The 22,540-nt window shown below is 67.7% G+C and carries 23 protein-coding genes and 1 pseudogene; 5 read left to right on the plus strand and 19 right to left on the minus strand.

What is annotated here, in order from left to right:
* From gspE to DL544_RS11845, 12 genes and pseudogenes are all read right to left on the minus strand, one after another.
* A complete protein-coding gene (gene gspE, locus DL544_RS11790; protein ID WP_139727186.1) occupies positions 1–1,434 on the minus strand; it encodes a type II secretion system ATPase GspE in 1,434 nt (477 codons plus the stop codon).
* A complete protein-coding gene (gspD, locus tag DL544_RS11795) occupies positions 1,431–3,812 on the minus strand; it encodes a type II secretion system secretin GspD (RefSeq protein WP_139727188.1) in 2,382 nt (793 codons plus the stop codon). The genes gspE and gspD overlap by 4 nt, the downstream gene beginning before the upstream one ends.
* Positions 3,809–4,336, minus strand: coding sequence for a type II secretion system protein GspM (gspM, locus tag DL544_RS11800; protein ID WP_021203914.1), 528 nt, complete (start codon positions 4,334–4,336; stop codon positions 3,809–3,811). Before gspM ends, gspD begins: the two co-directional genes overlap by 4 nt.
* A complete protein-coding gene (gspL, locus tag DL544_RS11805; RefSeq protein WP_139727190.1) occupies positions 4,333–5,496 on the minus strand; it encodes a type II secretion system protein GspL in 1,164 nt (387 codons plus the stop codon). The genes gspM and gspL overlap by 4 nt, the downstream gene beginning before the upstream one ends.
* Positions 5,493–6,398 carry a type II secretion system minor pseudopilin GspK gene (gene gspK / locus DL544_RS11810; RefSeq protein WP_032954238.1) on the minus strand — a complete coding sequence of 302 codons (906 nt, stop codon included), beginning with the start codon at positions 6,396–6,398 and terminating at the stop codon, positions 5,493–5,495. The genes gspL and gspK overlap by 4 nt, the downstream gene beginning before the upstream one ends.
* A 9-nt stretch (positions 6,399–6,407) precedes the next feature.
* Entirely contained in the window at positions 6,408–6,845 is a 438-nt protein-coding gene (gene gspG / locus DL544_RS11815) for a type II secretion system major pseudopilin GspG (RefSeq protein ID WP_005416799.1), read from the minus strand.
* Positions 6,846–6,902: 57 nt separating this feature from the next.
* Positions 6,903–7,484, minus strand: coding sequence for a hypothetical protein (locus tag DL544_RS11820; RefSeq protein WP_005416801.1), 582 nt, complete (start codon positions 7,482–7,484; stop codon positions 6,903–6,905).
* A gap of 120 nt (positions 7,485–7,604) precedes the next feature.
* Positions 7,605–8,155 (minus strand): annotated as a pseudogene (locus DL544_RS11825) (hypothetical protein).
* Positions 8,156–8,213: 58 nt separating this feature from the next.
* Positions 8,214–9,194, minus strand: coding sequence for a FecR family protein (locus tag DL544_RS11830; RefSeq protein ID WP_095377489.1), 981 nt, complete (start codon positions 9,192–9,194; stop codon positions 8,214–8,216).
* Positions 9,195–9,262: 68 nt separating this feature from the next.
* On the minus strand, positions 9,263–9,793 hold the full coding sequence (locus DL544_RS11835) for an RNA polymerase sigma factor (RefSeq protein ID WP_005416809.1): 531 nt from the start codon (positions 9,791–9,793) through the stop codon (positions 9,263–9,265).
* Between the two features lie 16 nt (positions 9,794–9,809).
* Entirely contained in the window at positions 9,810–10,490 is a 681-nt protein-coding gene (locus DL544_RS11840; protein WP_032954240.1) for a TonB C-terminal domain-containing protein, read from the minus strand.
* A gap of 479 nt (positions 10,491–10,969) precedes the next feature.
* The gene (locus DL544_RS11845) at positions 10,970–11,434 is read right to left on the minus strand and encodes an Lrp/AsnC family transcriptional regulator (RefSeq protein ID WP_005413654.1); all 465 of its coding nucleotides are present in this window, start codon (positions 11,432–11,434) and stop codon (positions 10,970–10,972) included.
* A gap of 127 nt (positions 11,435–11,561) precedes the next feature.
* Between DL544_RS11845 and DL544_RS11850 the strand changes: the two genes are divergently transcribed.
* The 5 genes from DL544_RS11850 to DL544_RS11870 all read left to right on the plus strand — a co-directional run bounded on the left by DL544_RS11850 (position 11,562) and on the right by DL544_RS11870 (position 15,841).
* Positions 11,562–12,293, plus strand: a complete 732-nt coding sequence (locus DL544_RS11850; RefSeq protein WP_005416820.1) for an AzlC family ABC transporter permease — start codon at positions 11,562–11,564, stop codon at positions 12,291–12,293.
* Positions 12,290–12,604, plus strand: a complete 315-nt coding sequence (locus DL544_RS11855) for an AzlD family protein (protein WP_005409898.1) — start codon at positions 12,290–12,292, stop codon at positions 12,602–12,604. Before DL544_RS11850 ends, DL544_RS11855 begins: the two co-directional genes overlap by 4 nt.
* 591 nt (positions 12,605–13,195) lie before the next feature.
* Positions 13,196–13,750: a ubiquitin family protein gene (locus DL544_RS11860; protein ID WP_139727192.1), complete on the plus strand. Its 555-nt coding sequence runs from the start codon at positions 13,196–13,198 to the stop codon at positions 13,748–13,750.
* A gap of 136 nt (positions 13,751–13,886) precedes the next feature.
* Positions 13,887–14,315, plus strand: coding sequence for a PAS domain-containing protein (locus DL544_RS11865; protein WP_005416824.1), 429 nt, complete (start codon positions 13,887–13,889; stop codon positions 14,313–14,315).
* Positions 14,312–15,841: a diflavin oxidoreductase gene (locus DL544_RS11870; protein ID WP_139727194.1), complete on the plus strand. Its 1,530-nt coding sequence runs from the start codon at positions 14,312–14,314 to the stop codon at positions 15,839–15,841. Before DL544_RS11865 ends, DL544_RS11870 begins: the two co-directional genes overlap by 4 nt.
* A 138-nt stretch (positions 15,842–15,979) precedes the next feature.
* Here DL544_RS11870 and DL544_RS11875 read toward each other — a convergent pair whose 3' ends face one another.
* The 7 genes from DL544_RS11875 to DL544_RS11905 all read right to left on the minus strand — a co-directional run bounded on the left by DL544_RS11875 (position 15,980) and on the right by DL544_RS11905 (position 22,540).
* Positions 15,980–16,648 carry a sulfate/molybdate ABC transporter ATP-binding protein gene (locus DL544_RS11875; protein WP_065185683.1) on the minus strand — a complete coding sequence of 223 codons (669 nt, stop codon included), beginning with the start codon at positions 16,646–16,648 and terminating at the stop codon, positions 15,980–15,982.
* Positions 16,638–17,321 carry a molybdate ABC transporter permease subunit gene (gene modB / locus DL544_RS11880; protein WP_065177657.1) on the minus strand — a complete coding sequence of 228 codons (684 nt, stop codon included), beginning with the start codon at positions 17,319–17,321 and terminating at the stop codon, positions 16,638–16,640. Before modB ends, DL544_RS11875 begins: the two co-directional genes overlap by 11 nt.
* 3 nt (positions 17,322–17,324) lie before the next feature.
* Positions 17,325–18,068, minus strand: a complete 744-nt coding sequence (modA, locus tag DL544_RS11885; RefSeq protein ID WP_065185684.1) for a molybdate ABC transporter substrate-binding protein — start codon at positions 18,066–18,068, stop codon at positions 17,325–17,327.
* A gap of 19 nt (positions 18,069–18,087) precedes the next feature.
* Positions 18,088–18,864, minus strand: a complete 777-nt coding sequence (locus tag DL544_RS11890; RefSeq protein ID WP_005416832.1) for a helix-turn-helix domain-containing protein — start codon at positions 18,862–18,864, stop codon at positions 18,088–18,090.
* 11 nt (positions 18,865–18,875) lie between these two features.
* Positions 18,876–20,090, minus strand: coding sequence for an oxygen-independent coproporphyrinogen III oxidase (locus tag DL544_RS11895; RefSeq protein WP_065177654.1), 1,215 nt, complete (start codon positions 20,088–20,090; stop codon positions 18,876–18,878).
* A 195-nt stretch (positions 20,091–20,285) separates the two neighbouring features.
* The gene (locus DL544_RS11900) at positions 20,286–21,617 is read right to left on the minus strand and encodes an MFS transporter (RefSeq protein ID WP_139727196.1); all 1,332 of its coding nucleotides are present in this window, start codon (positions 21,615–21,617) and stop codon (positions 20,286–20,288) included.
* A 23-nt stretch (positions 21,618–21,640) separates the two neighbouring features.
* Positions 21,641–22,540, minus strand: a complete 900-nt coding sequence (locus DL544_RS11905; protein ID WP_139727198.1) for a peptidylprolyl isomerase — start codon at positions 22,538–22,540, stop codon at positions 21,641–21,643.

Genomic DNA, 22,540 nt, shown 5'->3' on the forward strand with positions numbered 1-22,540 from the left:
TCAGTCGTCGCCGGTGACGCGCAGGATCTCTTCCAGCGTGGTCACCCCGCTGTCGACCCAGCGCTGGCCGTCCTGCCGAAGGGTCCGCATGCCGGCCCGCCGCGCCGCCTCGCGTAGCGCAGGCTCACCCTGCCCTTCATGGATCAGTGCGCGTACCCGGTCGTCCACCACGAACAGCTCATGGATGCCCGTGCGTCCGCGATAGCCACTGTTGGCACAGGCCGTGCAGCCCACTGCGCGCCATACGGTTCGGCCTTCGCCATCCAGCTCGGCACGCCGGCACTGCGTGCACAGCCGCCGCACCAGCCGCTGCGCCAGCACACCGCGCAGCGACGAGGCCAGCAGGAACGGTTCCACGCCCATGTCGGCCAGGCGGGTCACCGCCGAGACCGCATCGTTGGTGTGCAGCGAAGCCAGCACACCGTGCCCGGTCAGCGACGACTGCACCGCGATCTGTGCGGTCTCCAGGTCACGGATCTCGCCGATCATGATGGTGTCCGGATCCTGGCGCAGAATCGCGCGCAGCGCGGTGCCGAAGCTCATGCCGATGCGCGCATTGACCTGGATCTGGCCGATGCCGGCAAAGTCGTACTCCACCGGATCTTCCACGGTGAGGATATTGCTGGTGCTGCTGTCGAGCTGGCCCAGTGCGGCGTACAGCGACGTGGTCTTGCCGCTGCCGGTCGGCCCGGTCACCAGCACGATCCCATGCGGCTGGCGGATCAATCCGGCGAACGTGGCCAAGGTGTCATCGGCCATGCCCAGGCGCTGCAGCTGCAGGCGGCCGGCATCCTTTTCCAGCAATCGCAGCACGGCGCGCTCGCCATGCCCGGTCGGTACAGTGGAAACACGGATGTCCAGCGGCCGCCCGCCCACGCGGATCGCGATGCGCCCGTCCTGCGGCAACCGCTTCTCGGCGATGTCCAGGTGGGCCATGATCTTGATGCGCGACACCAGCGCCGCGTGCAATGCGCGCCGTGGCTGCACCATGTCGCGCAGGGTGCCGTCCACCCGGTAGCGCACTACTGAATGGGTCTCGAATGGCTCGATATGCAGATCGCTGGCGCCATCGCGCGCGGCCTGTGCCAGCAGCGCATTGATCATGCGGATCACCGGTGCATCGTCCTGCGCATCCAGCAGGTCGGTGACCTCCGGCATGTCCTGTATCAGCCGGTCCAGATCGACTTCGCTTTCGGCGGCACCGACCACGGCAGCGGCATCACCGCCGTCGCGGTACTGCTCACCCAACCGCTGCTGCCAGGTCGCGGCATCCAATGCCTGGAACGGAAGCGGGCCATGCCGCCGGCGCAGCTCGGCCACGGCCCACGCTGCGGTATCGTCCGTTCCCAGCAGCACCGGCTCGCCACCGGCTTCGGTCAGCATCACGCCGTGGCTGCGCACCCACGCGTACGGCAGCGGCACAACGGCGCTCACGGCTCGATCACCAGTTCCGGCGTGTAGCCCAGCCCGCGCAGCTGCTGCAATGCCGGGTCCAACTTCACCGGATCACGCGGCAGCCGCACGCGCAGGCGTTGCCCACTCTCGCCCGGCGTCGCCTCCGCGTAGGCCTGCAGGCCCAGCGCCCGCACCTGCGCCACGCCCTGGCTGGCACGGCTCGGCTCCAGCCCCTGTGCGAACTGCACCAGCTGCGCATCGCCGTCACCGGCCGGATACAACGCTGCCAGGCTGGTGTTCTGCAACGGCTGGCCGTGGCCATCGCGCGCATTGCCCTGGCCGAGTACCGTCAGGTCCTGCGGTGGCAGCAGCGGCGCCGACAGCGCGGGCAAGGCCCAGCTCTGTACGGGCTGCGCGCCGGCCTGCGCATTGCGCATGTAGTCGTAGCGGTCGCGGGTCAGGCGCTGTCCTGCGGCCGGGTCGCGTACCACGTGCGGACGCAGGAACACCATCAGGTTGGTCTTGGCGCGCTTGCGCGAGTCGCTGCGGAACAAGGCACCCAGCACCGGGATCTTCCCCAGCCCCGGTACCGCATCACGGCCGTGGCTGACGCTGTCTTCCAGCAGGCCACCGAGCACCATGATCTGGCCATCGTCCAGCAGCACGCTGGTATCGAGTGCGCGCTTGTTGGTGATGATGCCGGCCGTGCTGTTCGCGCTCTGCGCGTCGATGCTGCTGACTTCCTGGTAGATGTCCAGCTTCACCGTACCGCCCTCGGAAATCTGTGGGCGCACCCGCAGCTTCAGGCCCACGTCTTCGCGCACGATGGTCTGGAAGGGGTTGTTGCTGCCGCCGCCACCGTCGGTCACGTAGCGGCCACTGACGAACGGCACGGTCTGGCCGACCATGATGCTGGCTGCCTCGTTGTCCAGCGTCATCAGGTTCGGCGTCGACAGGATGTTGGCGCCGCCTTTGCTCTGCAGCGCAGTGGCCAGCGCCTTCATGTTGAGGATCTGGCCGACACCGGGCAGGTTGATGGTGCCGTCGATCACGCCGATCTTCAGGCCATCCTTGGGCAGCACGTCCAGCGTGGTACGCGCACCGGTATTGAGCCCGCTACCGCCGGTAGCGCCCCCGAAATGGGTGCCGCCAAACGTACGGCCATTGCCCAGCATCCACTGCACACCCAGCTCGGCCGCGTCGGTCTGGTTGACCTCCACGATCAGGCTTTCCACCAGCACCTGCGCACGGCGCTGGTCGAGCTGGTCGATCACCCGGCGAAGGTTGCGGTACACCGGCTCCGGCGCCGAAATCAGCAGGGTGTTGGTGGCCACGTCCGCCTGTACCGAAATGCCGTTCTGGCTGAAGCCGGTGCTTCCTGCATCGATCGGGTCGCCCCGGCTCGGGTCCAGCCGCTGCGATTCCAGCGCATTGCCCCCGGGCTTGGCCTGCTGCGGCTGCGACGTCTGGGGGGGCGTGGGACGGTTGGCGTCACCCGGCAGCGGGGTGATTCCTTGGTTGCTGCCCATGGCCGGTGCATCGCTCTGTCCGGCTACCACGCCACGCAGCACACCGGCCAGCTGGTTGGCCTGGGCGTTGCGCAGGTAGACCACATGCAGGTTGCCGGACTCGTCCTGGGCACGGTCCAGCTTTTCCACCAGCTGCCGCGCCAGGCGGGTGCGACCCGGGCTGCTGGAACGCAGCAGCACGCTGTTGCTGCGCGGGTCGGCCATCACCACCACCTTCTGGCCTGGCTCGGCACCCTGCGCATCCAGCAGCGGTGCGACCATTGCCGCCACATCCACCGCAATGCCCTGCTGCAGCTTCACCACATCGGTGTCCATGCCGGCGGGCGTGTCGACGCTGGCGATCACCCGCGCGATGCGATCCAGGTTGTCGGCGTAGTCGGTGATCACCAGGGTGTTGTTGCCTGGATTGGCGGTGATCGGGTTGTCCGGGCTGATCATCGGCCGCAGCACAGCCACCAGCGCCGCCGCATTCTCATAGCGCAGCGCAAAGGTGCGCGTGGCGATCTCGCCCCCTGCACCACCGCTGCCCACCCGTCCACCGAGCAACTTGGCATCGGCCTGCGGCACCACCCGGCTGACGCCGCCGTTCTCGACCACGGCGAAGCCACGCATGCGCAATGCGCCCAGCAGCAACTGGTAGGCCTGGGTACGGCTGACCGGGCCATCGGAAACCACCGTCATCTTGCCGGTCACGCGTGGGTCGACCAGGAACTGGCGCCCGGTGAAGCGCGCCGCCATGCGCAGCACGCCGCCGATGTCGGTGTCGACCAGGTTCAACTGCACCGGCTCATCGCGGGTGTCCTGCGCCAGCACGGGTGCCGGCGCGTGGCCCATGCACACGATCAGTGCCAATGCGGCACTGCAGGCAAGGCTGCGCATCGCCCTCATGGATGGGCACCCGCAGTTGCCACCATCACGATGTGTCCTGAAATCCGTGCCGCCGGCATGTTCGCATCCCCTGTGCGTGTCAATTGCAGCTGCTGCAACTCGATGGCCGGGTCGGCCAGCAGCGGCAGCAGCCAGTTCCATAGCGCATCGGCGGGTACGGCCCGTACCTGCAGGTGCCAGCGCCCGTCGCGCGCTTCGATGTGCAGGCCGTCGGCCAGACCGGCAGCCTTGATCTGGTCACGCAGCCCGGCCAGGGTCGGATGCTGGCCCTGCGCCAGCTGCTGGCGCTCACGCGCGCGCAGCAGCGGCGCCAGTGCGCGGGACTGCGCCTGCAGCCGTGGCAGTTCGGCCTGCCAGTGCGTGCGCTGCTTCAGCAGGGGCTCCAGCCATAACGACCACAGGCCCGCTACCAGCAGCGCCACCACCATCACCCACAGCATCAGCCGGTCGCGCGGTGGCAGGCGTTGCCAGCGCTGCTGCAGGCCCACCAGCCCCTGACCCAGCCGCAGGGTTCGGGTCGTCACTGTCCCGCTCCGCTCACCCGCAGGCGTCCACCGGTATCGCGCGCCAGCTGCAGTCCCTGCGCCTGCATCGCTTGCTGCCAGCGCTCAAGCCGCTGTGGATCGTCGGCCAATGCCTGGGCATCGGCGTCCAGCTCCAGGTACACCTGCCCGGGTTGGTAGTGCAGGCTGTGCACCTGACCCGCCAGCTCCGGAACCGCGTGCAGCGTGCTGGCGATCTGACGTTGCAGCGCCGGCAACGGCGGCGTCGGCGGTGGAACCGCAAGCGCTCGCCTTGCCTGCAACACCGGGTCCACCACATCGGTGACCTCCGGAAAGCGTGCGCTGAACTGCCGTGCCATGCCCTGCTGCAGCGCCTCACCCTCGATCCGCCAACGCGAGACCTGCCACTGCAGGCCAAGTGCAGCCAGCAGCACCGCCGCCAGTGCCAGGCCGATCGCCAGTCGCGGCGCTTGACGGCCTGCGCCGGGCAGCGGCAATGACCAACCCGGCAACGGACCACAGGCCTGCTGTTCATGCGCAACGGCGCTGGCCGGCAGGCTGTCCGGCCACGCCGGCGGTACGCTGTCGATCCATTGCACGGCCCGCACCCCGGCCTGTTGCAGGCGGGTGGCCAACGCCTGCATCACCGCGGACGCGTCACGTCCGCCATACCATTGGACAAGTCCCCGATCGCGCCCGCTGCGCACCAGCAGATGCTCGCCGCTGACCTGCAGCGTGGCGTGGCCGCGCTGCCAAGGCAGCAGCAGTGGCGTCGGATACAACGCCTGCAGCTGCAGCGCACACGAGGCCAGCAGCTGCTGCGCCTGCGCGATGGCCTGCTGGCCGAGCCAGGCCACCGGAACCGTACCGTCTGCCGCCTGCGCACCGTGGGCCAGCGCCACCTCCTGCAGGTCATCCAGCAGCATGGCCTCCACCTCGCCCTGCAACGCCGCCTGCAGGCGGCGCCCGGACAGCGGCGGCAGCTGCAGTTCCAGCAGGATCAGGTCGTTCGGATCAAGGCAGGCATGCACTGTGGCCCGCGGATGCCGCAGACCCAGCGCGGCCAGCGTGTCGCGGCCGTGTGCCACTACCTCGTCCTTGTGCAGCTGCGCCCAGTCCACCGCGCTGTCGGCGCGCAGGTGCGCCAACGGCGGCAGGCGCACCCGAAGCTGCACCGTCATGCGCCGATCCTCGTCCACACCCGTTGTACACGTACCCCGTCGTCGCGGTACTCGCGCCAGAGCAGCGCGCGAAAATCAACCGCGCTGCCGTCAGCCTGCACCCGGCCCACGGCCAGGAACCACTCGCTATGGATACCCAGCGGAAGCACGGCCATCTGTTCGTTGCTCAGTTGGAGTCGGTTGGCGATGTCACCGCGGTTGAGCAGCCAGTGGCCGGCGTCGCGCTCAGCGAGCAGCGCCTGCAGCCTTGCCGGTTCCACCGCAGGCGCGACCGCCTGCAGGACGCTCAGGTCGCAGGTGTTGGCGTTGACCAGGGTCTGCGCCGGCAACACCACTGTGCGCCGCACCAACGCCTGCAACGCCACCGGGTCAGCGCCGACCAGCGCCTGTTCGATCAGTGATTCGCGCGGCAGCGGTGCCTGCGCCTGCACATCGCCGTCGCGCAGGCGCGCCTGGATGTGGTCCACCGCGGATGCGCAGGTGCCCTGGCCCAGCCCCTGCCCGGCGCACAACGCGACGAACGCGCCCCGCGCCTCGGGGTCCGGCCTGCCCTGTGCCAGCAGGTTGCGCAGGTTGAACATCGACTGCGCATCGACCAGTTGCAGCTGCACCGGCAATGGCGCCTGCAGTTCCAACGGGCGCGCCCAGCGCCCGCTGCGCACCGTGGTCAGCTGTTCCTTGACATCCTCACGCAGCTGCTGCGCCGCACGCTCCAGCGTCGCATCCACCGCCATGCGTACCTGTGCGCGCAACTGGTCGCCGCGCAGCGCGCGCAGCTGCGCCGACTGCCGGGTCAACAGCGCAGTGGCAATCACGGCCACCAATGCCACCACCAGCAAGGCGACGATCACCGCCACGCCACGCTGGTGGATGCATGAAATCGAACGCGTCCGGGCTGCCATCAGCACGCCTCACAGCTGCCAGGAGCCGATGTCTGCGTTCCCGGCGTCGCCACCGGGCTTGCTGTCCGCACCCAGCGAGAACACATCGATGTCGCCATGAGTGCCTGGAACCTGGTACTGGTAAGGATGGCCCCACGGATCATTCGGCAGGCGATCCAGATACGGCGTCACCGGCAACGCACCGCTGCCCTGCGGCGGCTTCACCAGCGCCTGCAGGCCCTGTTCGGCACTGGGATAGCGCCCATTGTCCAGCTTGAACAACTTCAGCGCCTGCATCAGCGCCGCGATGTCCTGGCGCGCCGCCACCACACGCGCCTGGTCCGGACGGTCCATCAACCGCGGCACGATCAGCGCGGCAAGGATGCCGATGATCACCACCACCACCATGATCTCGATCAGGCTGAAGCCCTGCTGCCGAGCCCTGCGACCACCTGCCTGCCTTGCCATTGTTCCGCCCTCGTCATCCTGGAAGAGACCGCTGCACCATGGTCAGCGGTGCATGTGTCAGTACGATAAACATCCGCCTGCGATTCGCTGCGCGGTTGCCTGTGCGGGCGCACGTGCAGCCGGCACGCGTGCCGCCTCGAGCAGGTGCGGCGGCACGCTGGCCAGTGTTTGGTCGATGCACTCGCGCAGCAACGGATGCACGCACGCCTGCAGCAGGCGCATGCACTGCGTCGGCGACCACGCGGTGCCGTGGTCGAAACCGATGAACATGCGGTACGCCTGGTGGTAGCGCAGGTCGTCGTACACACGCTGCGCACTGTTGAGGTCACGCACGATCACCAGCAGGGCCGCACGTTGCAGCAGCCGCGCATCGGCTGCGCCAAGCGGCAGCGCGCTCATGGCCGCGTCGGGCCAGGGCGACAGCCGCAGGTCGAGGGCCTTTCGAAGTGCCGCCAGTGGATGCGCACTGCTGTCCAGTGCCGCCCAGCGTGCCGCATCCGCCCAGGCGTCACTGGACAGCACCCAGACCCACGAGCGCCCGTAGCGCTGCACGTTCAGTGGCGTGTGCCGTGCCTGTTCCAGTGACTGGCTCAGGTGGCGATCCAGCTCCAGCATGCTGATCCTGCGACTGTCTTCCATCTGCGCCGCCCGTGCTCCGCGACGCGTGGTGCGTCGTACTCTGGAGAAGACGTCAGCAAGGCAGGTGAAGCGACACCGCGAATGCAACTCTGTGCACGGGGTGGCGCTTCATCGGCAACGTCATCGCAGCGTCATCCGCCTGCAGGCTTCGCGCTGCAGCCGCGGTGCGTCACCCCACAACGGCGGGCCAGTACCGCCACGTCGCTGCGGGCAGCGAATGCGACCAGTGCATCGGTCATGTCCACGTCATCGCACCATGACGCCAGCGCGACGCGCAGTGCGGGCAGCTGCCACCCGTCCATCACCCCATGGGCGCCCGCCACGAACCAGTGCCAGAGCCGATGATGCAGCACCTGCTCATGCAGCTGCGTGAGATCGTCGATGCCATGGATGTCCGCCAACAGCAGTGCGCGTGCGAGCGCCGCAGGCGGCAGCGCCCCGGATTCGACCAGGGGCATCTCCTGCTGCTGCAACCGCAGCAGCATCGCCAATGGGTGTGACTGCGGATTGAAGTCCAGCAGCACCGCCTGCTGCTGCCACTGCGCGTCGGACACCACGCACACCCAGGGCGAACCATAGCGATGCACCATCAAGGGCCTTCGCTGGGTGGTTTCCAGCAATGCAGACAGATTGCGACGCAGATCGAGCACACCGATGGTCTCGTTGCGCATCCTTGGCCTCTCCTCGCTTGCAACAGCCCTGCGCGGCGCGCACGGCCAGCGTCGTCATCTATCCAAGGACGGCGATGCCACCCGGAAAGCGACGCAGATCCAGCGACATCGTCAGTCGCAGCTGCTCCAGTGCCGCGTCCGGATCATCGATGCGGAAGCGGCCACTGACCGGCGCGCGCGCCAATGCCGATTCACCCAGCAGTACCTTGCCCCGCCGGTAACGGTTGATCTCGTCCACCACCTCGCCCAGCGGTGCGCGGCGGAACACAAGCATGCCTTCGGTCCAGGCACTCACTTCCGAAGCTACGGCCTCGGCCACGACGCCACTGAGGCGCTCGTCGAACCGGGTCTGCTGGCCGGCCTGCAGCTGCAGGCGGCCCTGCGGGTGCTCGATACGGGCGCTACCCTGCAGGCAGGTCACCCGTACCTGGCCGTGGGTGTTGCGCACGTCCAGGCGCACCGCACCTTCATCGGTAATCACGCAACCCGGGCCCGCGAACAGCGCTAGGCGCAGGCCAGCGCCGGTTTCGATCGCGGCCTGGCCCTGCACCAGCTCGAAGCCTTCGCCCTGCGCGTGCGCGCGGCGGCGCAGGCTGCTCTGCGTATCCAGTTCGATCTTGAGCTGCGGCAAGGGCGCGATCTGAAGTCGTTCACCTGTGCCGGTGTGGAAGTCGGCCGCCATCGCCGTCACCGAGGGCCACAATCCCAGCGGCGGGCGGAGCGCCGCCGCCACCACCAGACTGGCTGGCGCTGCCACCGCAGCGCCCAGGAAGGCGCGCCGACTCCAGCGCTGGGCCGGCGTCGGCGCGACCGGTTGGCGCGCGCCGGCGGGCAGTCGCTCGCCGGCCAGCCGCACCTGCTCCCACTGCCGGCGCGCACGGCCAAACGCTTCACGATGACGCGGGTCGGACTCGCACCATGCACGGAACCGGCGCCCATCGGCAGCGGTCGCCTCGCCCGAGGTCAGCCGCACCACCCACGCATGGGCCTGACGCTCAACGGCATCCAGCGGGCGTTGCGGGCGGTCGTCAGGATCCATGGGTCTCATGCCGGACCCGCACGCTGCGGGGTTCTGCTCGGCGTCAAAGTGTAGACGGATGCCGTCGCTCAGAACCGCACCTGGCGCCCCTGCCCGCTGCGTTCGGCCAGGTAGTCCTGGGCTGCCTTCAGCTCCCGCTGCACCAACCGCAGCGACACACCGAGGTGGTCGGCCACGTCGCGCTGCTGCAGGCCATCAACGCGGATCGCCAGCAGGATGCGACGACGGCGCTCGGGCATGCGCTGCAGCAGGCCGACCATGTCTTCCAGCGCGAAGTCCAGCTCGGCCGCCTGCGCCGGCCCCGGCCCCGGGTCGGCCATGTCCATCAGCGTATCCACCTCTTCCAGGCTCAGCAGGCGGTGGTCTGCCCGTTGGCGGTCGATCACGGTGTTCATCGCCATCCGCAGCAGGTAGGCCGCAGGGTTCTGCACCGCGTCCAGGCGGTCACGGCGCGCACTCAGGCGCATCCACGTGTCCTGCAGCGCGTCGCCGGCCAGCTCTTCCGATCCGAGCTTGCGCACCAACCGGCGTTTCAGCTCGTCGTAGGCACCCAGGAGGTGGTCCATCAGATCAACCGCCCCAGCCGTACCGTTGCTCATGTTCGAATCCTTGAAGTCATGGAAGGGGCGCGCGCCGGCCGCAGTCGTGGTCGGTGCCGGAAGGACGGATCTGCAGCGTCACCGGCTGTGGCAGCGCGGCGGCCTCGGTCGCCAGCACCAGGCCTTGCAGCGCCTGCAGCAGGCGTGCGTCGCGGCGATCACTGCCACTGCCGGACAGCAGCTCCGGCTCGCTTACCTGGCCCGCGCCGTCGATGCGGAAGCGCAGCGTTGCGGCATAGCGGCCGGGCGCAATCTCCGGGTCGTCACAGAACGCCGCACGCAGCCGCTGCTGCAACCCGCCGTAGCGACGCCGGCGTTCGGCCTCGGGAAGCCCCGCGCCAATACCGGGTTCCGCGGCCGAGGGTTTGCCCCGGCGCAGCACCACACGCTGCTCGCCGATCACCTCTGCCTCGATCCCGGTGTCCTGCAGCAGCGACTCCAGCGCCGCAAGCGGCGCCAGGCTCCCGCGCAGCGCATGGCTGCTGCGGCCCGAAGCAAGGTCGCCGGGATACATCACCGACCACCCACTGATGACACTGAAGCGCTCGACCGCCTGTTCCAGCGGCTGCGCAGGGATGTCGTAGGCATGAACCGCGTCCTGTGCGGCAGCGGCAAAGGACAGCAGCAGCCATGCGGCGATGGCCACCTTCCAAGTTCTGACCGCATGGTGTCCATTCAGCCCCCTGACGTAGAACACATGACCCTCGGCAGCGACAGCAGCTGCAACGGTCGCGCACCACAACCGGAACCCCGGCCCACGCGCGACCCGCAAGCGGGCTCAAACCGTACCGAGGGCACATGTCATTGCGATGACCGCCGCCACGGCTGACGCCGAGGCAGGCTCCGTGGGGCCAGTCACGCATCAGGAATCAATGAATCGAACAGACATGATCATCTGCCCCTGGGGTCAGAGCCCGTTGCGCAGCAACGGGATCCGACCCCGACAGGTCGTGGGAAACTGTCGAAGGCGGGGTGGGTCTGGTTGCAGGGGTGTCCGCGGCATGGATGCCGCGGCCAAGCCCCCATGGAAGGGTTTACGGCGTCCCCTGCAACCGGACCCACCCCGCCATCCCACGGAATGCACGCTGTTGCTTCGGCCGTTGCTTCTGAGGTTGCCGGCCAGCGGCCGGCACTACCGGCGGGTGCCGGGTGCAACCCGGCCGCAAACCCCATCCCTCAAAGCGGCAGCTGGGTCGTCTGCTTGATCCGCTGCATCGGAATCTCGGTCTTGGTGTTCTGCACTCCGGCGATCCGGTTCAGGTGCTGCATCTGGAACTGCCGGTAGGCGTCGAGGTCGGCCACCGCCACCCGCAGCAGAAAGTCGCAGTCACCGGCCATCAGATGGCATTCCAGCACTTCCGGGAAAGACTTGATGCTGTTGATGAAGTGATTGGTGGTGTCCTCGTCCTGCCCGCGCAGCCACACCCGCACGAACACGGTGAAGCCGCGGCCCACCTTGGCCTCGTTCAACAGCGCCACGTAGCGGTCGATGTAACCGCCCTCCTCCAGCAGCCGCACCCGGCGCAGGCAGGCCGACGGCGACAGCCCGACCAGACGGGCCAGCTCCAGGTTCTGCAGGCGGCCGTCGCGCTGCAGGGCGTCGAGGATGCGGCGATCAAGGTTGTCGAGCTGGTACTGCATGAAATTTCGTCCTGGTCGACTCTGGCCGCATGGAATATCAATCATCCAGAATCCAGTGGCATCAACGCAACCCGATTTCGTGATCGGACCGCTAGCATGGGCCACCCCCACCTCGTCGTGCCGTTCCATGGACGCCCGTACCACCCTCCCCCTGCCAGACACCTGCGATACCGCGCCGCGTGCCGAATTCCTGCGCGGCCTGCGCGCCGCCGTACCGGTGATGATCGGCTTCATTCCGTTCGCCCTGGTGCTCGGCGCGCAGGCGGCCCAGAAGGGCCTGAGCGCACTGGAAGTACCGCTGATGACCGGCCTCAACTTCGCTGGCGGTTCGGAGTTCGCCGCCGTCGAACTGTGGACCTCGCCACCGCACATCGCACTGATCGTGGCGATCACCGCGCTGGTCAACAGCCGCCACCTGCTGATGGGCGCCAGCCTGGCCCCGCTGCTGCAGCACCTGCCGCGCCGCCGCGTGCTGCCGGCGCTGTTCTTCATGTGCGACGAAAGCTGGGCAATGGGCGTGGCCGATGCGCGTCGACGCGCGCTGGGCTTCAGCCTGGCCTACTACCTGGGCGTGTCGGCAGGCCTGTACACCGTCTGGGTGGCCTGCACCGCACTCGGTGCGATCGTCGGGCCGATGTTGGGCGACATCCACGCCTATGGCTTCGACATGGCTTTCCCCGCCGTGTTCCTGGTACTGCTGCGCGGCATGTGGCAGGGCATGAAGGCGGCTAGACCGTGGCTGGTCAGCCTGGTCGTCGCCGCCGCCACCTACCTGCTGATCCCGGGCGCGTGGTACGTGGCCAGCGGCGCATTGGCCGGCCTGGCCGCCGCCTGGCTGCTGGCGGAGGACCCGGCATGATCTTCAATGGACTGATCCACTGGACCTCGGTGTTGACCATCGTGCTGATGGCTGCCGCCACCTACCTGACCCGCATCGTCGGCTTCCTCGCGCTGCGCAACCGCACGTTGAGCAAACGCGCCGTGACGGTGATGGAAGCCGCGCCGGGCTGCGTGCTGATCTCGGTGATCGCCCCGGACTTCGTCGCCGACAAGCCGGCCGACCTGGCCGCACTGGCGATCACCCTGCTGGCCGCCACGCGGCTGTCGATGCTGCCGACGGTGCTGATCGGCGTGGTCTCGGCGGGTGTGCTGCGCTATCTGATGGGCTGACGCGCCCGCGACTTCCCCACAGGGTGTGACTGGATGCGCAAGTGTCGCCATTGGCGCGACCTGCGCATGTCTCTGGTGCATCGAATGTGAGCCGGAGCCAACTACTGCAGGTGCTTGAAACAATTCCGATTGCCTGATCGAGCCAGAGTCGATACGCATTGAGTACCGAGCCAGCGAGTTGAACTGATCGGTCAATCGACGTCAAACTTGGAGAGTACCAATGAGCAATCTACGAGCTATCGTGGCAGCAATCGGTATCGCCCTCATCTCTGCTGGCGGGCTGCCCCCCTGATGCAGCGCCGTCAGCCCAAGCGTACCCAATCGGGCTCCGCCCTCGGGCTCTATGCTGGGCTGGCGGCAATCCTTCTGGCCACAAGTGCGTGCCAATCCATCCAACTGCCTCCCCGGGACCTGGTCAGTCCCGATGGAGGGTATGCCACCCTGCTGCGAGGCCCATCCTCACATCTGAAGATCAGCACAGTGTCGGTGCTACCCGGCCCGGAAAGCTCGGAGTATCCCAATCGGTCCATCGAGTGCGGGTGGTCATCCGTCGCAACTCGACTTCTCTGGGCAGATGGAGCGCTTTCGGCCATGCAAGCATCACAGCTCTGCGAGTCCGCTGCACGATCCGCTGGACTGCCGCTCGAGGCCAATGGGCAGGAACGGACGCCTGTGCATTATCAGCTCACGATCGTAAGTGACGGAGGCGGCATCTGGCGACAACTGCCAGGACCAGAGCGGCCGGGCCAGGTGGTCAGCTTCTGGTTTCCCTCCGGCCCGGACGCTGATTCGCTGCGCAGGCGCGTGATCGCCACCACCGCTCATGAGTTCCAGCATATCGCCACCGCATTGTCAGGGCAACCTCGGCGCGGCCGGCAACGGGAACCAGTCGCCTATCTGGCTGGCGCATGTGCGCAGTTGCTGATCGAAGGCACCCTTGCGCGCGCGAACCTCCCGGGCGGACACGATCCGCGAGCTGATCCGTTCCTGCCATCTGCAGCCAGACGCTCCGCGCACGCGGGCAGTACGACCGGGGCAGCACTGCTGCGGTTCTTCGGTGACGCAGACACCTTGCACATCAATGAGGGAGGTCGCCACCTCGTGCAGCATTGCCACGAGACGATCGGCTTTCCCCTGCAGCAGTGAACGCTCCCTGCGACACCCGGTCGCAGCCCTTCGCGCCACCCGCTTGACCAATGTCAAACCGCCCGCTGCGGTGCGGGCGTATCTCTATGCAGGACCCGAACACGCCGGCGTTACCGGCATCCACAAGGACCCTGCGATGAGCTACACCCCCGACAACGCCCAGCTGCTGAACGCCATGCAGAACGTCATGGTGATCTCCACCACCGACCTGCAGGGCAACATCACCTATGCCAACGACCTGTTCTGCACCCTCACCGGCTTCGCCCGCGAGGAACTGATCGGCCAGCCGCACAGCATCGTGCGCCACCCGGATGTGCCCAAGGCGGTCTACAAGGACATGTGGGACACCATCAAGGCCGGCAAGACCTGGACCGGCATCGTGCCCAACCTCGGCAAGGGCGGCGTGCTCTACGTGGTCGACACCACCGTGCAACCGCTGTTCGACGCCGACGGCAACATCACCTCCTACATCAGCATCCGCCGCGTGGTGAACGACCTGATGCAGAACTACGAGCTGGTCGAGTTCAGCAAGGAAAAGTTCGACGACTTCTACGAGGCCGCGTGAACGCCCTCCCGACCAGTACGCCCTTCAGCCGCCTGCTGGTGGGTTTCGCTTCCGAGTCGGGCAATGCCCGCGCCCTGGCCCAGCGCCTGGGCGTGGACCTGCAGCCGCACGCGCCGCAGGTGCTCCCTTTCAACGACATCGAGGTGGCCAGTCTCGGTCACGGCGACGTGCTGCTGGCGATCTCCAGCTCGTTCGGCGATGGCGAACCGCCGGCCAATGGCGAACAGTTCTTCGAAACACTGCGCCAGACCCCGACGCTGGCTGGGCTGCGCTATGCAGTGTTCGGCCTCGGTGACACCGGCTACCCGAGCTTCTGCGGCTTCACCAAGGCGCTGGATGCTGCACTGAGCGAGCGCCAGGCGCAGCCGCTGCTGCATCGGGTGGACGCCGACCTGGGCTACGAGCAGTTCTTCCAGCAATGGCGGCCGGTGCTCGGCCAGGTGCTGGAGGGCGACCTCAACGCTGGCCAGGACCTGCGCCTGCAGGTCACCGCCTATGGCGAAGACAATGCGTTTGCCGCCCCCATTCTCGAACGTCGCCGCCTGAACAGCAGCGACCCCGCTGCCTGGCACCTGCAGCTGGACATTGCCGGCAGTGGCATGGCCTACCGCGCAGGTGACACCCTGCACGTGGTACCCGAGAACGATCCCGCCCTGCTGCAGGCATTGGCTGCCTGGTATGGCGACACCGCCGCCGTGGCCGCCCTGCACGACCGCGAGCTGCGCCTGCTGAGCAAGGGCGTACTGCGCGAACTGGCCAGGCTCGGCGGTAGCGAGGTACTGAAGGGTCTGTTGAAGGTCAGCCAGAAGCGCGAGCTGGACGCCTACCTGCACGGCCTGGACCTGCTGGACGTGCTGCAGGACCACGCCACCCCGCACAGCGTTCCTCTGGCCCGGCTGCGCGGGCTGCTGTCACCGCGGCTGCCTCGCGCTTATTCCATCGCCTCTCACCCTTGCGACGACCAGCTGAGCCTGTGCGTGCGCGAAGTGCGCTACACCCTGCGCGACCGCGAGCGCTTCGGCACCGCCACCGGCAGCCTGCTGCACGGCGGCGACCACGCCCGGGTGTACTGCCGTTCCAACCCCGGCTTCCACCTGCCCGATACCGGCCAGGCACCGCTGCTGCTGGTCGGCACCGGCACCGGCATCGCACCGTTGATGGGCCTGATGCAGGAACTGCAGGCCAACGCCTGCGAACGTGAAGTGCACCTGGTGTTCGGCGAGAAGCACCGCCAGCACGACTACCTGTACCGCGACCAGCTGCAGGACTGGCACACGCGAGGCGTGCTGGCCGGCCTGCATACCGCGTTCTCGCGCGATGGCGCCGAAAAGGTCTATGTGCAGCACGTGCTGCAGCAGCGCGCCAGCGAGGTGCGTGATGTCCTGGCCCGCGGTGGGCACCTGTACCTGTGCGGCAACAAGAGCCACCTGGAAGGCGCGGTGCGCAAGGCCATCGATGCCATCGGTGGTGAAGGGCACTGGGACGCGTTGCGGGGCGAAGGCCGCACCCACTGCGAGTTGTACTGATCCATGACCACCGGACCGCACGGACCTTGAACCGGTAGAGCCGGCCGCTGGCCGGCTGCTCAGGATTCCGTGGTTGCCGGCCAGCGGCCGGCACTACCATCAGATGTGACCAACCATCGCCGGTGCGTCCATCACGGGTCAATTGCCGACAATGCGGCCGTCCACCATGCGCGCCACCTGCTGGCCGAACATGGCCACGTCCTGCGGGTCGTGGCTGATCAACAACAACGGGATCCCGGTCCGGTCCAGCACGGTTTCCAGCTCCTGGCGCAGGTGCTGGCGCAGGTCGTGGTCCAGTGCGGAGAACGGTTCATCCAACAGCAGCGCCTGCGGTTGCGTCACCAGCGCCCGCGCCAGTGCGGTGCGCTGGCGCTGCCCGCCGGAAATCTGCGAGGGCAGCAGATCACCCACGGTGTCGATGCGGAAGGCGTGCAACCACTGCTCCACCGCACCGAAGCGCTGGCGGTTCCGTGGATTCAACCACCCCTTCTCCAGCCCGAACGCCACGTTCTGGCGCACGCTCAGATGCGGGAACAACGCGTAATCCTGGAACACATAGCCCAGCCGGCGGCGCTGCGGCGGCAGATCCACGCCGGTGGCCGCATCGAACAGGGTCTGCCCCTGCACGCGCACATGACCCTGGCCCGGCCGCAGCAGCCCGGCCACCGCCTTCAAGGTCAGGCTCTTGCCCGCGCCCGAAGGCCCGAACAACACCACCTGCCGCTGCGTGCACTGCAGCGATACGTCCAACACGAACTCCTGGCCGGCCGCCTGCAGGCGACGCTGCACCTGCAGGTCAAGCCACATCGCGCAGCTCCCGGCGACGCCCGCCCACCAGCCGCGCGGCCAGCAACAGGATCACGATGCAGACCACCGAGGTGAGAATCACCAGCGCATTGGCCTTGCCGTCCTGGCCGGCCTGTACCGCCTCGTAGATGGCGATCGACAACGTCTGCGTCCGGCCCGGAATGCTGCCGGCCACCATCAGCGTCGCGCCGAACTCGCCCATTGCGCGCGCAAACGCCAGCAGCAGGCCGGCGAGGATGCCGCGCCACGCCAGTGGCAGCGTGATGCGGAAAAACACCGCCACTTCGGACACACCCAGCGTGCGTGCGGCCTGCTCCAGCTGCCCGTCCACTTCCTCGAACGCCGCGCGTGCCGGCTTGAACACCAGCGGCAGCGAGGCCACCGCCGCAGCAATCACGGCCGCCTGCCAGGTGAACACTAGGTTGATGCCGAACCACGACTGCAGCCACGCACCGATCGGACCATTGCGACCGATCAACACCAGCAGGTAGTACCCCAGCACCGTCGGTGGCAGCACCATCGGCAGGGTCAGCAGCGAATCCAGCAGCTCGCGCCCGGGGAAGCGACGGCGGGCCAGCAACGCGCCCAGCGCCACGCCCAGCACCAGATTGATCGCGGTGGCCCAGCCGGCCACCTTCAGCGACAACCCCAGCGCGGTCCAGTCCAGATCCATGCCTCAGGGCTTGCCGAACCCGTGCTTGGCCAGAATCGCCTGCCCCTGTGCCGAACGCACGAAGGCAGCGAAGCGCCGTGCCTCTGCCGGCTGCGTACTGGCCCTGGTCACCGCCAGCGGATACGCAATGCGCCCGGACACCGGCACCGCGAACGCACGGCGCACCCGGTCGGGCATCGCCTGCGCATCGGTGGCATAGACGAAGCCGGCATCCACTTCACCGCGCGCCACGTAATCCAGCGACTGACGCACGTTCTGCGTGGTGATGGTCTTGCCCTGCACCGACGACCACAGGCGCGCCACTTCCAGTGCGCCCTTGGCATAGCGGCCGACCGGCACGCTGTCCGGGTTGCCCAGTGCGATGCGCTGCACACCGGCACCGGCCAGGTCCTTCAAGGTACGCGGCGCCGCCTTGGCCTGCGGTGGCACCACCACCCACAGCGCGTTCACCGCGAACACCTCGCGGGTGCCGGCCGCCAGCAGATCCTGCTGCTGGGCCTGGTCCATCGTGGTTTCGTCGGCCGAGGCGAACACATCCACCGGCGCACCGCGGCTGATCTGTTGCAGCAACACGCCGGACGCGGCGAAGTTGAAATCGACCTTGGTGCCCGGGTGCGCCTTCTCATAGGCATTGCCCAGTTCGCGGAAGCTCTCGGTCAGGCTCGATGCCGCCGAAACGGTCAGCGTGGCCGCCCAGGCCGGCACCGTGGCCAGCAGGCCCAGCAACAACAGTCCAGCTCGCTTCATCGTCGGCTCCCGGCCAGGTTCAGTTCGGATCGGATTCGTCGGCCACCGCCAGCGCGGCCAGGCGCTCGGGCTGCAGCAGCAGGATCTCACGCTGCTTCACCGCGATGATCCCATCATCGCTCAGGCGGCGCAGCACGCGGCTGGCGGTTTCCGGCGCCATCCGCAGGTAGTTGGCGATCTCGGTACGCGCCATCGTCAGGTTGAAGCGCGTGGCAGAAAAACCGCGCCGCGCGTAGCGCTCGGACATGTCCAGCAGGAATGCGGCCATGCGCTCTTCGGTACGGTGGTTGGCGGCCAGCGTGGCGACCTTGCCGATCTCCGCACTGAGCAGGCTGAACAGCTTGGCCTGCAGCCCGGGCATGCGCGTGGCCAGCGAGCTCAGCTTTGGGAACGAGATGCGGCACAGATGCACCGTATCCAGCGCCACCGCATTGCAGGGGAAGCGCGAACCGTGGATCGCATTCAGGCCGATCACTTCGCCCGGCAGGCTGAAGCCCAGCACCTGCTCGTTGCCCTGGCTGTCGTCGACGAAGGTCTTGACCATGCCGGCGCGCACCGCAGCAATCGAATCAAACGACTCGCCAGCGCGGAAGATGTAGTCACCCGCATGGAACGGACCGACGTGGTCGACCAGCACGTGCAGATCGCCCAGTGCGGTCTTGTCGTAGCCCTGCGACATGCAGGCGTCGGAAAACGCGCAGGTGCTGCAGAAGTGCAGCGCGTCGCCGTCATCGGCGGCGGCGGGGTTCGGGGTGGCCTGTCCAAGGCGGCCGTGCGAAGGCGGATTCGAAGACATCTGGGCAAGACTCAAGCGATGGCGGCCGCCGGCCGGAAGCATGCGGCCATCATACGCCACAGCAGGCGCCCTTCTTCGGCCAGCCGCAGCACGCGCGCATCCCAGTGCGCCCAGCCGCGCGCCAGCAACGGTGCCAATGCTGGCAGCTGCCCGGCGAAGCATTCTTCGAATGGTTCATCGTTGCGCCATTCGAAGGCAGCCGCATCGAGCGCGTGATCGCAGGCGATACTCTGCGCCACCTCGGCCGCCAGTCGCTCGTCTTCGGACAGGATCAATCCGGCAGACACGCCCATATGCCCGGCCTGCAGCCGCGCACTCCATTCGCCCAGTTCGTCCTCCAGGCGGTAGAACACCTCGCCGATCTGGCTGCAGGCGGACAGGCCAAGCCCGATGAAATCGCTGCGGTCGCGGCGTGGCACGCCGGCCAGGTCACAATGACGCTGGCCATCGCCCGGGCCATGCGGGATCGGCAGGTCGCCGCGCTGGTAGTGGTCACCACCGATCGGTTCGTAGCCTGCTGCGCGCAGCAGGCGCCAACTCTGCAGCCATCGTGCCGCCGAGGGATGCTCTGGCAGCGCGCAAGGCGCCGGCAGCAGGATGCGCTCGGGCGCTTCGGCCAGCACCTCATGCAGTCGTTCGATGAAGCCGGTATCCGCGCTGCCGGGCACCCGCAACTGGTAGTAGCGCGCGGTAAAGCCCACCTGTCGCGCATGCGCCAGCAGCGTCGGCCCGGGTGCATCGGCGCGATCGATCACGTTCAGGCGGGTGCAGCCCACCGCACGCAGTTGTGCCGGCGCCAGCGTGCTGCCCGCGTCCAGCCGCACCTCCACCTGTGGCCGCGCCACGGTGCGCAAGTACTGCGGCACGGCATCCAGCAGCTGGCCCAGCTGCGGTGGCGGCAGCGTCTCGGCCAGCCCCAACTGCAGCACCATTGCCACCACCTCGCGATCTTCAGCCAGCGCGCCGGCCTGCAGGCGCAGCGCCAGCAGCAGGGTGTCCAGATACGCCTGCGGTGGCACGTCGCGCCCGCCACGACCCGCCTGGAAGCCGAGCGTCAAACCACGCGGGATCAGGTGCTCGTTGCTGGCGCGCACGGCGGCGCGCCACCCGCTTTCGCCAAAGCCGGTACTGAACTGGTCAGCCGGCGGAAACAGCACGTGCCGTGGCTGCCGCAGCAATGCCGCCTGCAGCGCAGTGTCCTCGCTCTCGTCAACGTGGAAGCTCATGGCAGACATCTTCGGGCGTTCCTCTTCGCGTGGCCCTGATTGAAATCAAGCGTGGCGCATCTGATGGTTCCTGCCGGCCAGCGGCCGATACTACCCTTTCACCCACCACTCGGTCGTGCCGGCCGCTGGTCGGCATCACCCCTTCACCCGCCGCGTATCGTCCTGGTAGTGCCGGCCGCTGGCCGGCAGCACCCTTCACCCGCCGCGCACCCGCTCGGCGGCGGCCGCGTCGATGGCTTCGGGCAGGTCGGTTTCGCGGTCGATCTGCGGGAAGTGGCGACGTTCCATGCGGCGGATCGCGAAATGCATCCACGCCAGTGCAGCCGCCACCAGCACGAACAGCAGCATGAAGCAGCTGCTCCAGATGCCCACCGCATCGTTCAACGCGCCAAACACGATCGGCAGGACGAAGCCACCCAGGCCGCCGATCATGCCGACCACGCCGCCCACCGCGCCCACATGCCTGGGGTAATACACCGGAATGTGCTTGTAGACCGCGGCCTTGCCCAGCGACATGAAGAAGCCCAGCACGAACACCAGCACGGTGAACATCACCACGCCGATGGCCAGATGGAAATGGAGCGGCCCGTGGATACCCTTCACCACATACTCGGTATCCGGGTAGGCCAGCAGGAAGGTGCAGATGGCCGACACGCCGAAGGTCCAGTACATCACCCGGCGCGCGCCCATCCGGTCCGACATCCAGCCACCGACCACGCGGAACAGGCTGGCCGGGATCGAATAGCACGCCGCCAGCATGCCGGCGTGGCCCACGTCCATGCCATAGGCGCCAACCAGGTAGTGCGGCAGCCACAACGCCAGCGCCACGAAGCCGCCGAAGACGAAGAAGTAGTACAGCGAGAACCGCCATACCTGCAGGTTCTTCAGTGGTGCCATCTGCTCGGCGAACGGCACCGGCTTCACGCCTTCGCGGCGGCGCTGTTCCAGAGACGGGTCTTCCTTGCTGAAGAGGAAGAACAGCACCGCAGTGACCGCCAGCGCGACGGCCCAGACCTTGGCAACCATGGTCCAGCCGGCCGCCACCATCACCAGCGGCGCCAGCAGCTTGGTCACCGCCGAACCGATGTTGCCGGCACCGAAGATGCCCAGCGCAGTGCCCTGCTTGCTGGCCGGGAACCACTTCGAGACGTAGGCCACGCCCACCGAGAAGTTGCCGCCGGTGATACCCACGCACAGCGCGGCAACCAGGAACTGGCTGTAGGTCTGTGCGTAGGTCAGCATCCAGGTAGCGACTGCACCACACAGCATCACCAGCACCATCACCTTGCGGCCACCGAACTGGTCGGACCAGATGCCGAGGAAGACGCGGCTGACCGAGCCGGTCAGCACCGGCGTGGCGATCAACAGACCGAACTGGGTGTCATTCAAACCGAGCTGTTGACTGATCTGGATACCAATGATCGAGAAGATCATCCACACCGCAAAGCACACGGTGAAGGCGAACGTGCTCAGCCACAGCGCACGTTGCTGCTGCCCGGCACTGGCGGGGGCAAGGGCCTGGTTCATGAATTTTCCTCGTTCAAAGGGGTTCAGCCGATATCCGCTTCGGCTTCGATCTCATCCAGCCCGCGCACCGGGTAGCGTTCCTGCAACTGCAGCAGGTAGGCCTGCACCTCGCGCTGCCGCACCTGCAACTCCAGGTAGTCACGCAGCTGCGGCAGCACGGCCTCGAACGGCTGCGGCTTGCCTTCCTCGCGGGCATCGACGCAGACCACGTGGTAGCCCCAGCGCGATTCCACCGGGAAACCGGCCAGGCCTTCGCGCAGGCGGAACACCTGTCGGTCGAACTCCGGCGTGGTCTGCCCACGCTGCAGCCAGCCCAGGTCACCGCCTTCGCTGCTGGACGGGCAGCGTGAATGACGCAGGGCGAAATCGGCGAACAGGTGCGGCGACTCCTTCAGCAGTCCGACCAGCCGCTCGCCCTCGGTGCGTGCAGCGAAGCGCCCGGCCACGTCGTCGGCCGGTGCGGCCAGCAGGATATGGCGCAGGCGCACACGGTCGGGGGAGCGGAAGCGCTCCGGGTTCTGCTCGAAGTAGCGCCGGCAGTCTTCATCGGTCGGCACGCGGTCTTCGATCGCGTCTTCCAGCAGCTGCTGGATCAGCACTTCCTCGTCACTTACCCGGTTACCCTCCGGCGCCTGCAGGCCCAGCCGCTGCGCTTCCAGGCGCAGCAGTTCGCGCACCACCAGTGCGCGTGCCGCTTCGGCACGTGACTGTTGCGGGCGCATCGCCCGGTGGTGCTGCATCTCGCGGGCGATGTCGGCCTCGCTGATCGCGGTCTCGTCCACGAACAGCCGGCACGGTGCCGGCTGCCCGAGCGAACGCGGCCCCTGCGCCGCCGCGTCATGGTGGTGCGAATGCGCCTCGGCGGGAACCGGTGCGGCGGAGTCGATCACGGTAATCGGCAGGAATTTCGGCAGGCTGCGCAT

This window comes from Stenotrophomonas sp. pho (assembly GCF_006228405.1).
In the GTDB taxonomy this organism is placed as follows: domain Bacteria; phylum Pseudomonadota; class Gammaproteobacteria; order Xanthomonadales; family Xanthomonadaceae; genus Stenotrophomonas; species Stenotrophomonas sepilia.

Excerpts from the sequence above, each read along its gene's own strand:
- gspD (WP_139727188.1), bottom strand. The coding sequence starts at position 3,812 with ATGAGGGCGATGCGCAGCCTTGCCTGCAGTGCCGCATTGGCACTGATC.
- gspL (WP_139727190.1), bottom strand. The coding sequence starts at position 5,496 with ATGACGGTGCAGCTTCGGGTGCGCCTGCCGCCGTTGGCGCACCTGCGC.
- gspK (WP_032954238.1), bottom strand. The coding sequence starts at position 6,398 with ATGGCAGCCCGGACGCGTTCGATTTCATGCATCCACCAGCGTGGCGTG.
- gspG (WP_005416799.1), bottom strand. The coding sequence starts at position 6,845 with ATGGCAAGGCAGGCAGGTGGTCGCAGGGCTCGGCAGCAGGGCTTCAGC.
- DL544_RS11820 (WP_005416801.1), bottom strand. The coding sequence starts at position 7,484 with ATGGAAGACAGTCGCAGGATCAGCATGCTGGAGCTGGATCGCCACCTG.
- DL544_RS11830 (WP_095377489.1), bottom strand. The coding sequence starts at position 9,194 with ATGGATCCTGACGACCGCCCGCAACGCCCGCTGGATGCCGTTGAGCGT.
- DL544_RS11835 (WP_005416809.1), bottom strand. The coding sequence starts at position 9,793 with ATGAGCAACGGTACGGCTGGGGCGGTTGATCTGATGGACCACCTCCTG.
- DL544_RS11845 (WP_005413654.1), bottom strand. The coding sequence starts at position 11,434 with ATGCAGTACCAGCTCGACAACCTTGATCGCCGCATCCTCGACGCCCTG.
- DL544_RS11850 (WP_005416820.1), top strand. The coding sequence starts at position 11,562 with ATGGACGCCCGTACCACCCTCCCCCTGCCAGACACCTGCGATACCGCG.
- DL544_RS11855 (WP_005409898.1), top strand. The coding sequence starts at position 12,290 with ATGATCTTCAATGGACTGATCCACTGGACCTCGGTGTTGACCATCGTG.
- DL544_RS11860 (WP_139727192.1), top strand. The coding sequence starts at position 13,196 with ATGCAAGCATCACAGCTCTGCGAGTCCGCTGCACGATCCGCTGGACTG.
- DL544_RS11865 (WP_005416824.1), top strand. The coding sequence starts at position 13,887 with ATGAGCTACACCCCCGACAACGCCCAGCTGCTGAACGCCATGCAGAAC.
- DL544_RS11875 (WP_065185683.1), bottom strand. The coding sequence starts at position 16,648 with ATGTGGCTTGACCTGCAGGTGCAGCGTCGCCTGCAGGCGGCCGGCCAG.
- modB (WP_065177657.1), bottom strand. The coding sequence starts at position 17,321 with ATGGATCTGGACTGGACCGCGCTGGGGTTGTCGCTGAAGGTGGCCGGC.
- modA (WP_065185684.1), bottom strand. The coding sequence starts at position 18,068 with ATGAAGCGAGCTGGACTGTTGTTGCTGGGCCTGCTGGCCACGGTGCCG.
- DL544_RS11890 (WP_005416832.1), bottom strand. The coding sequence starts at position 18,864 with ATGTCTTCGAATCCGCCTTCGCACGGCCGCCTTGGACAGGCCACCCCG.
- DL544_RS11895 (WP_065177654.1), bottom strand. The coding sequence starts at position 20,090 with ATGAGCTTCCACGTTGACGAGAGCGAGGACACTGCGCTGCAGGCGGCA.
- DL544_RS11900 (WP_139727196.1), bottom strand. The coding sequence starts at position 21,617 with ATGAACCAGGCCCTTGCCCCCGCCAGTGCCGGGCAGCAGCAACGTGCG.
- DL544_RS11905 (WP_139727198.1), bottom strand. The coding sequence starts at position 22,540 with ATGCGCAGCCTGCCGAAATTCCTGCCGATTACCGTGATCGACTCCGCC.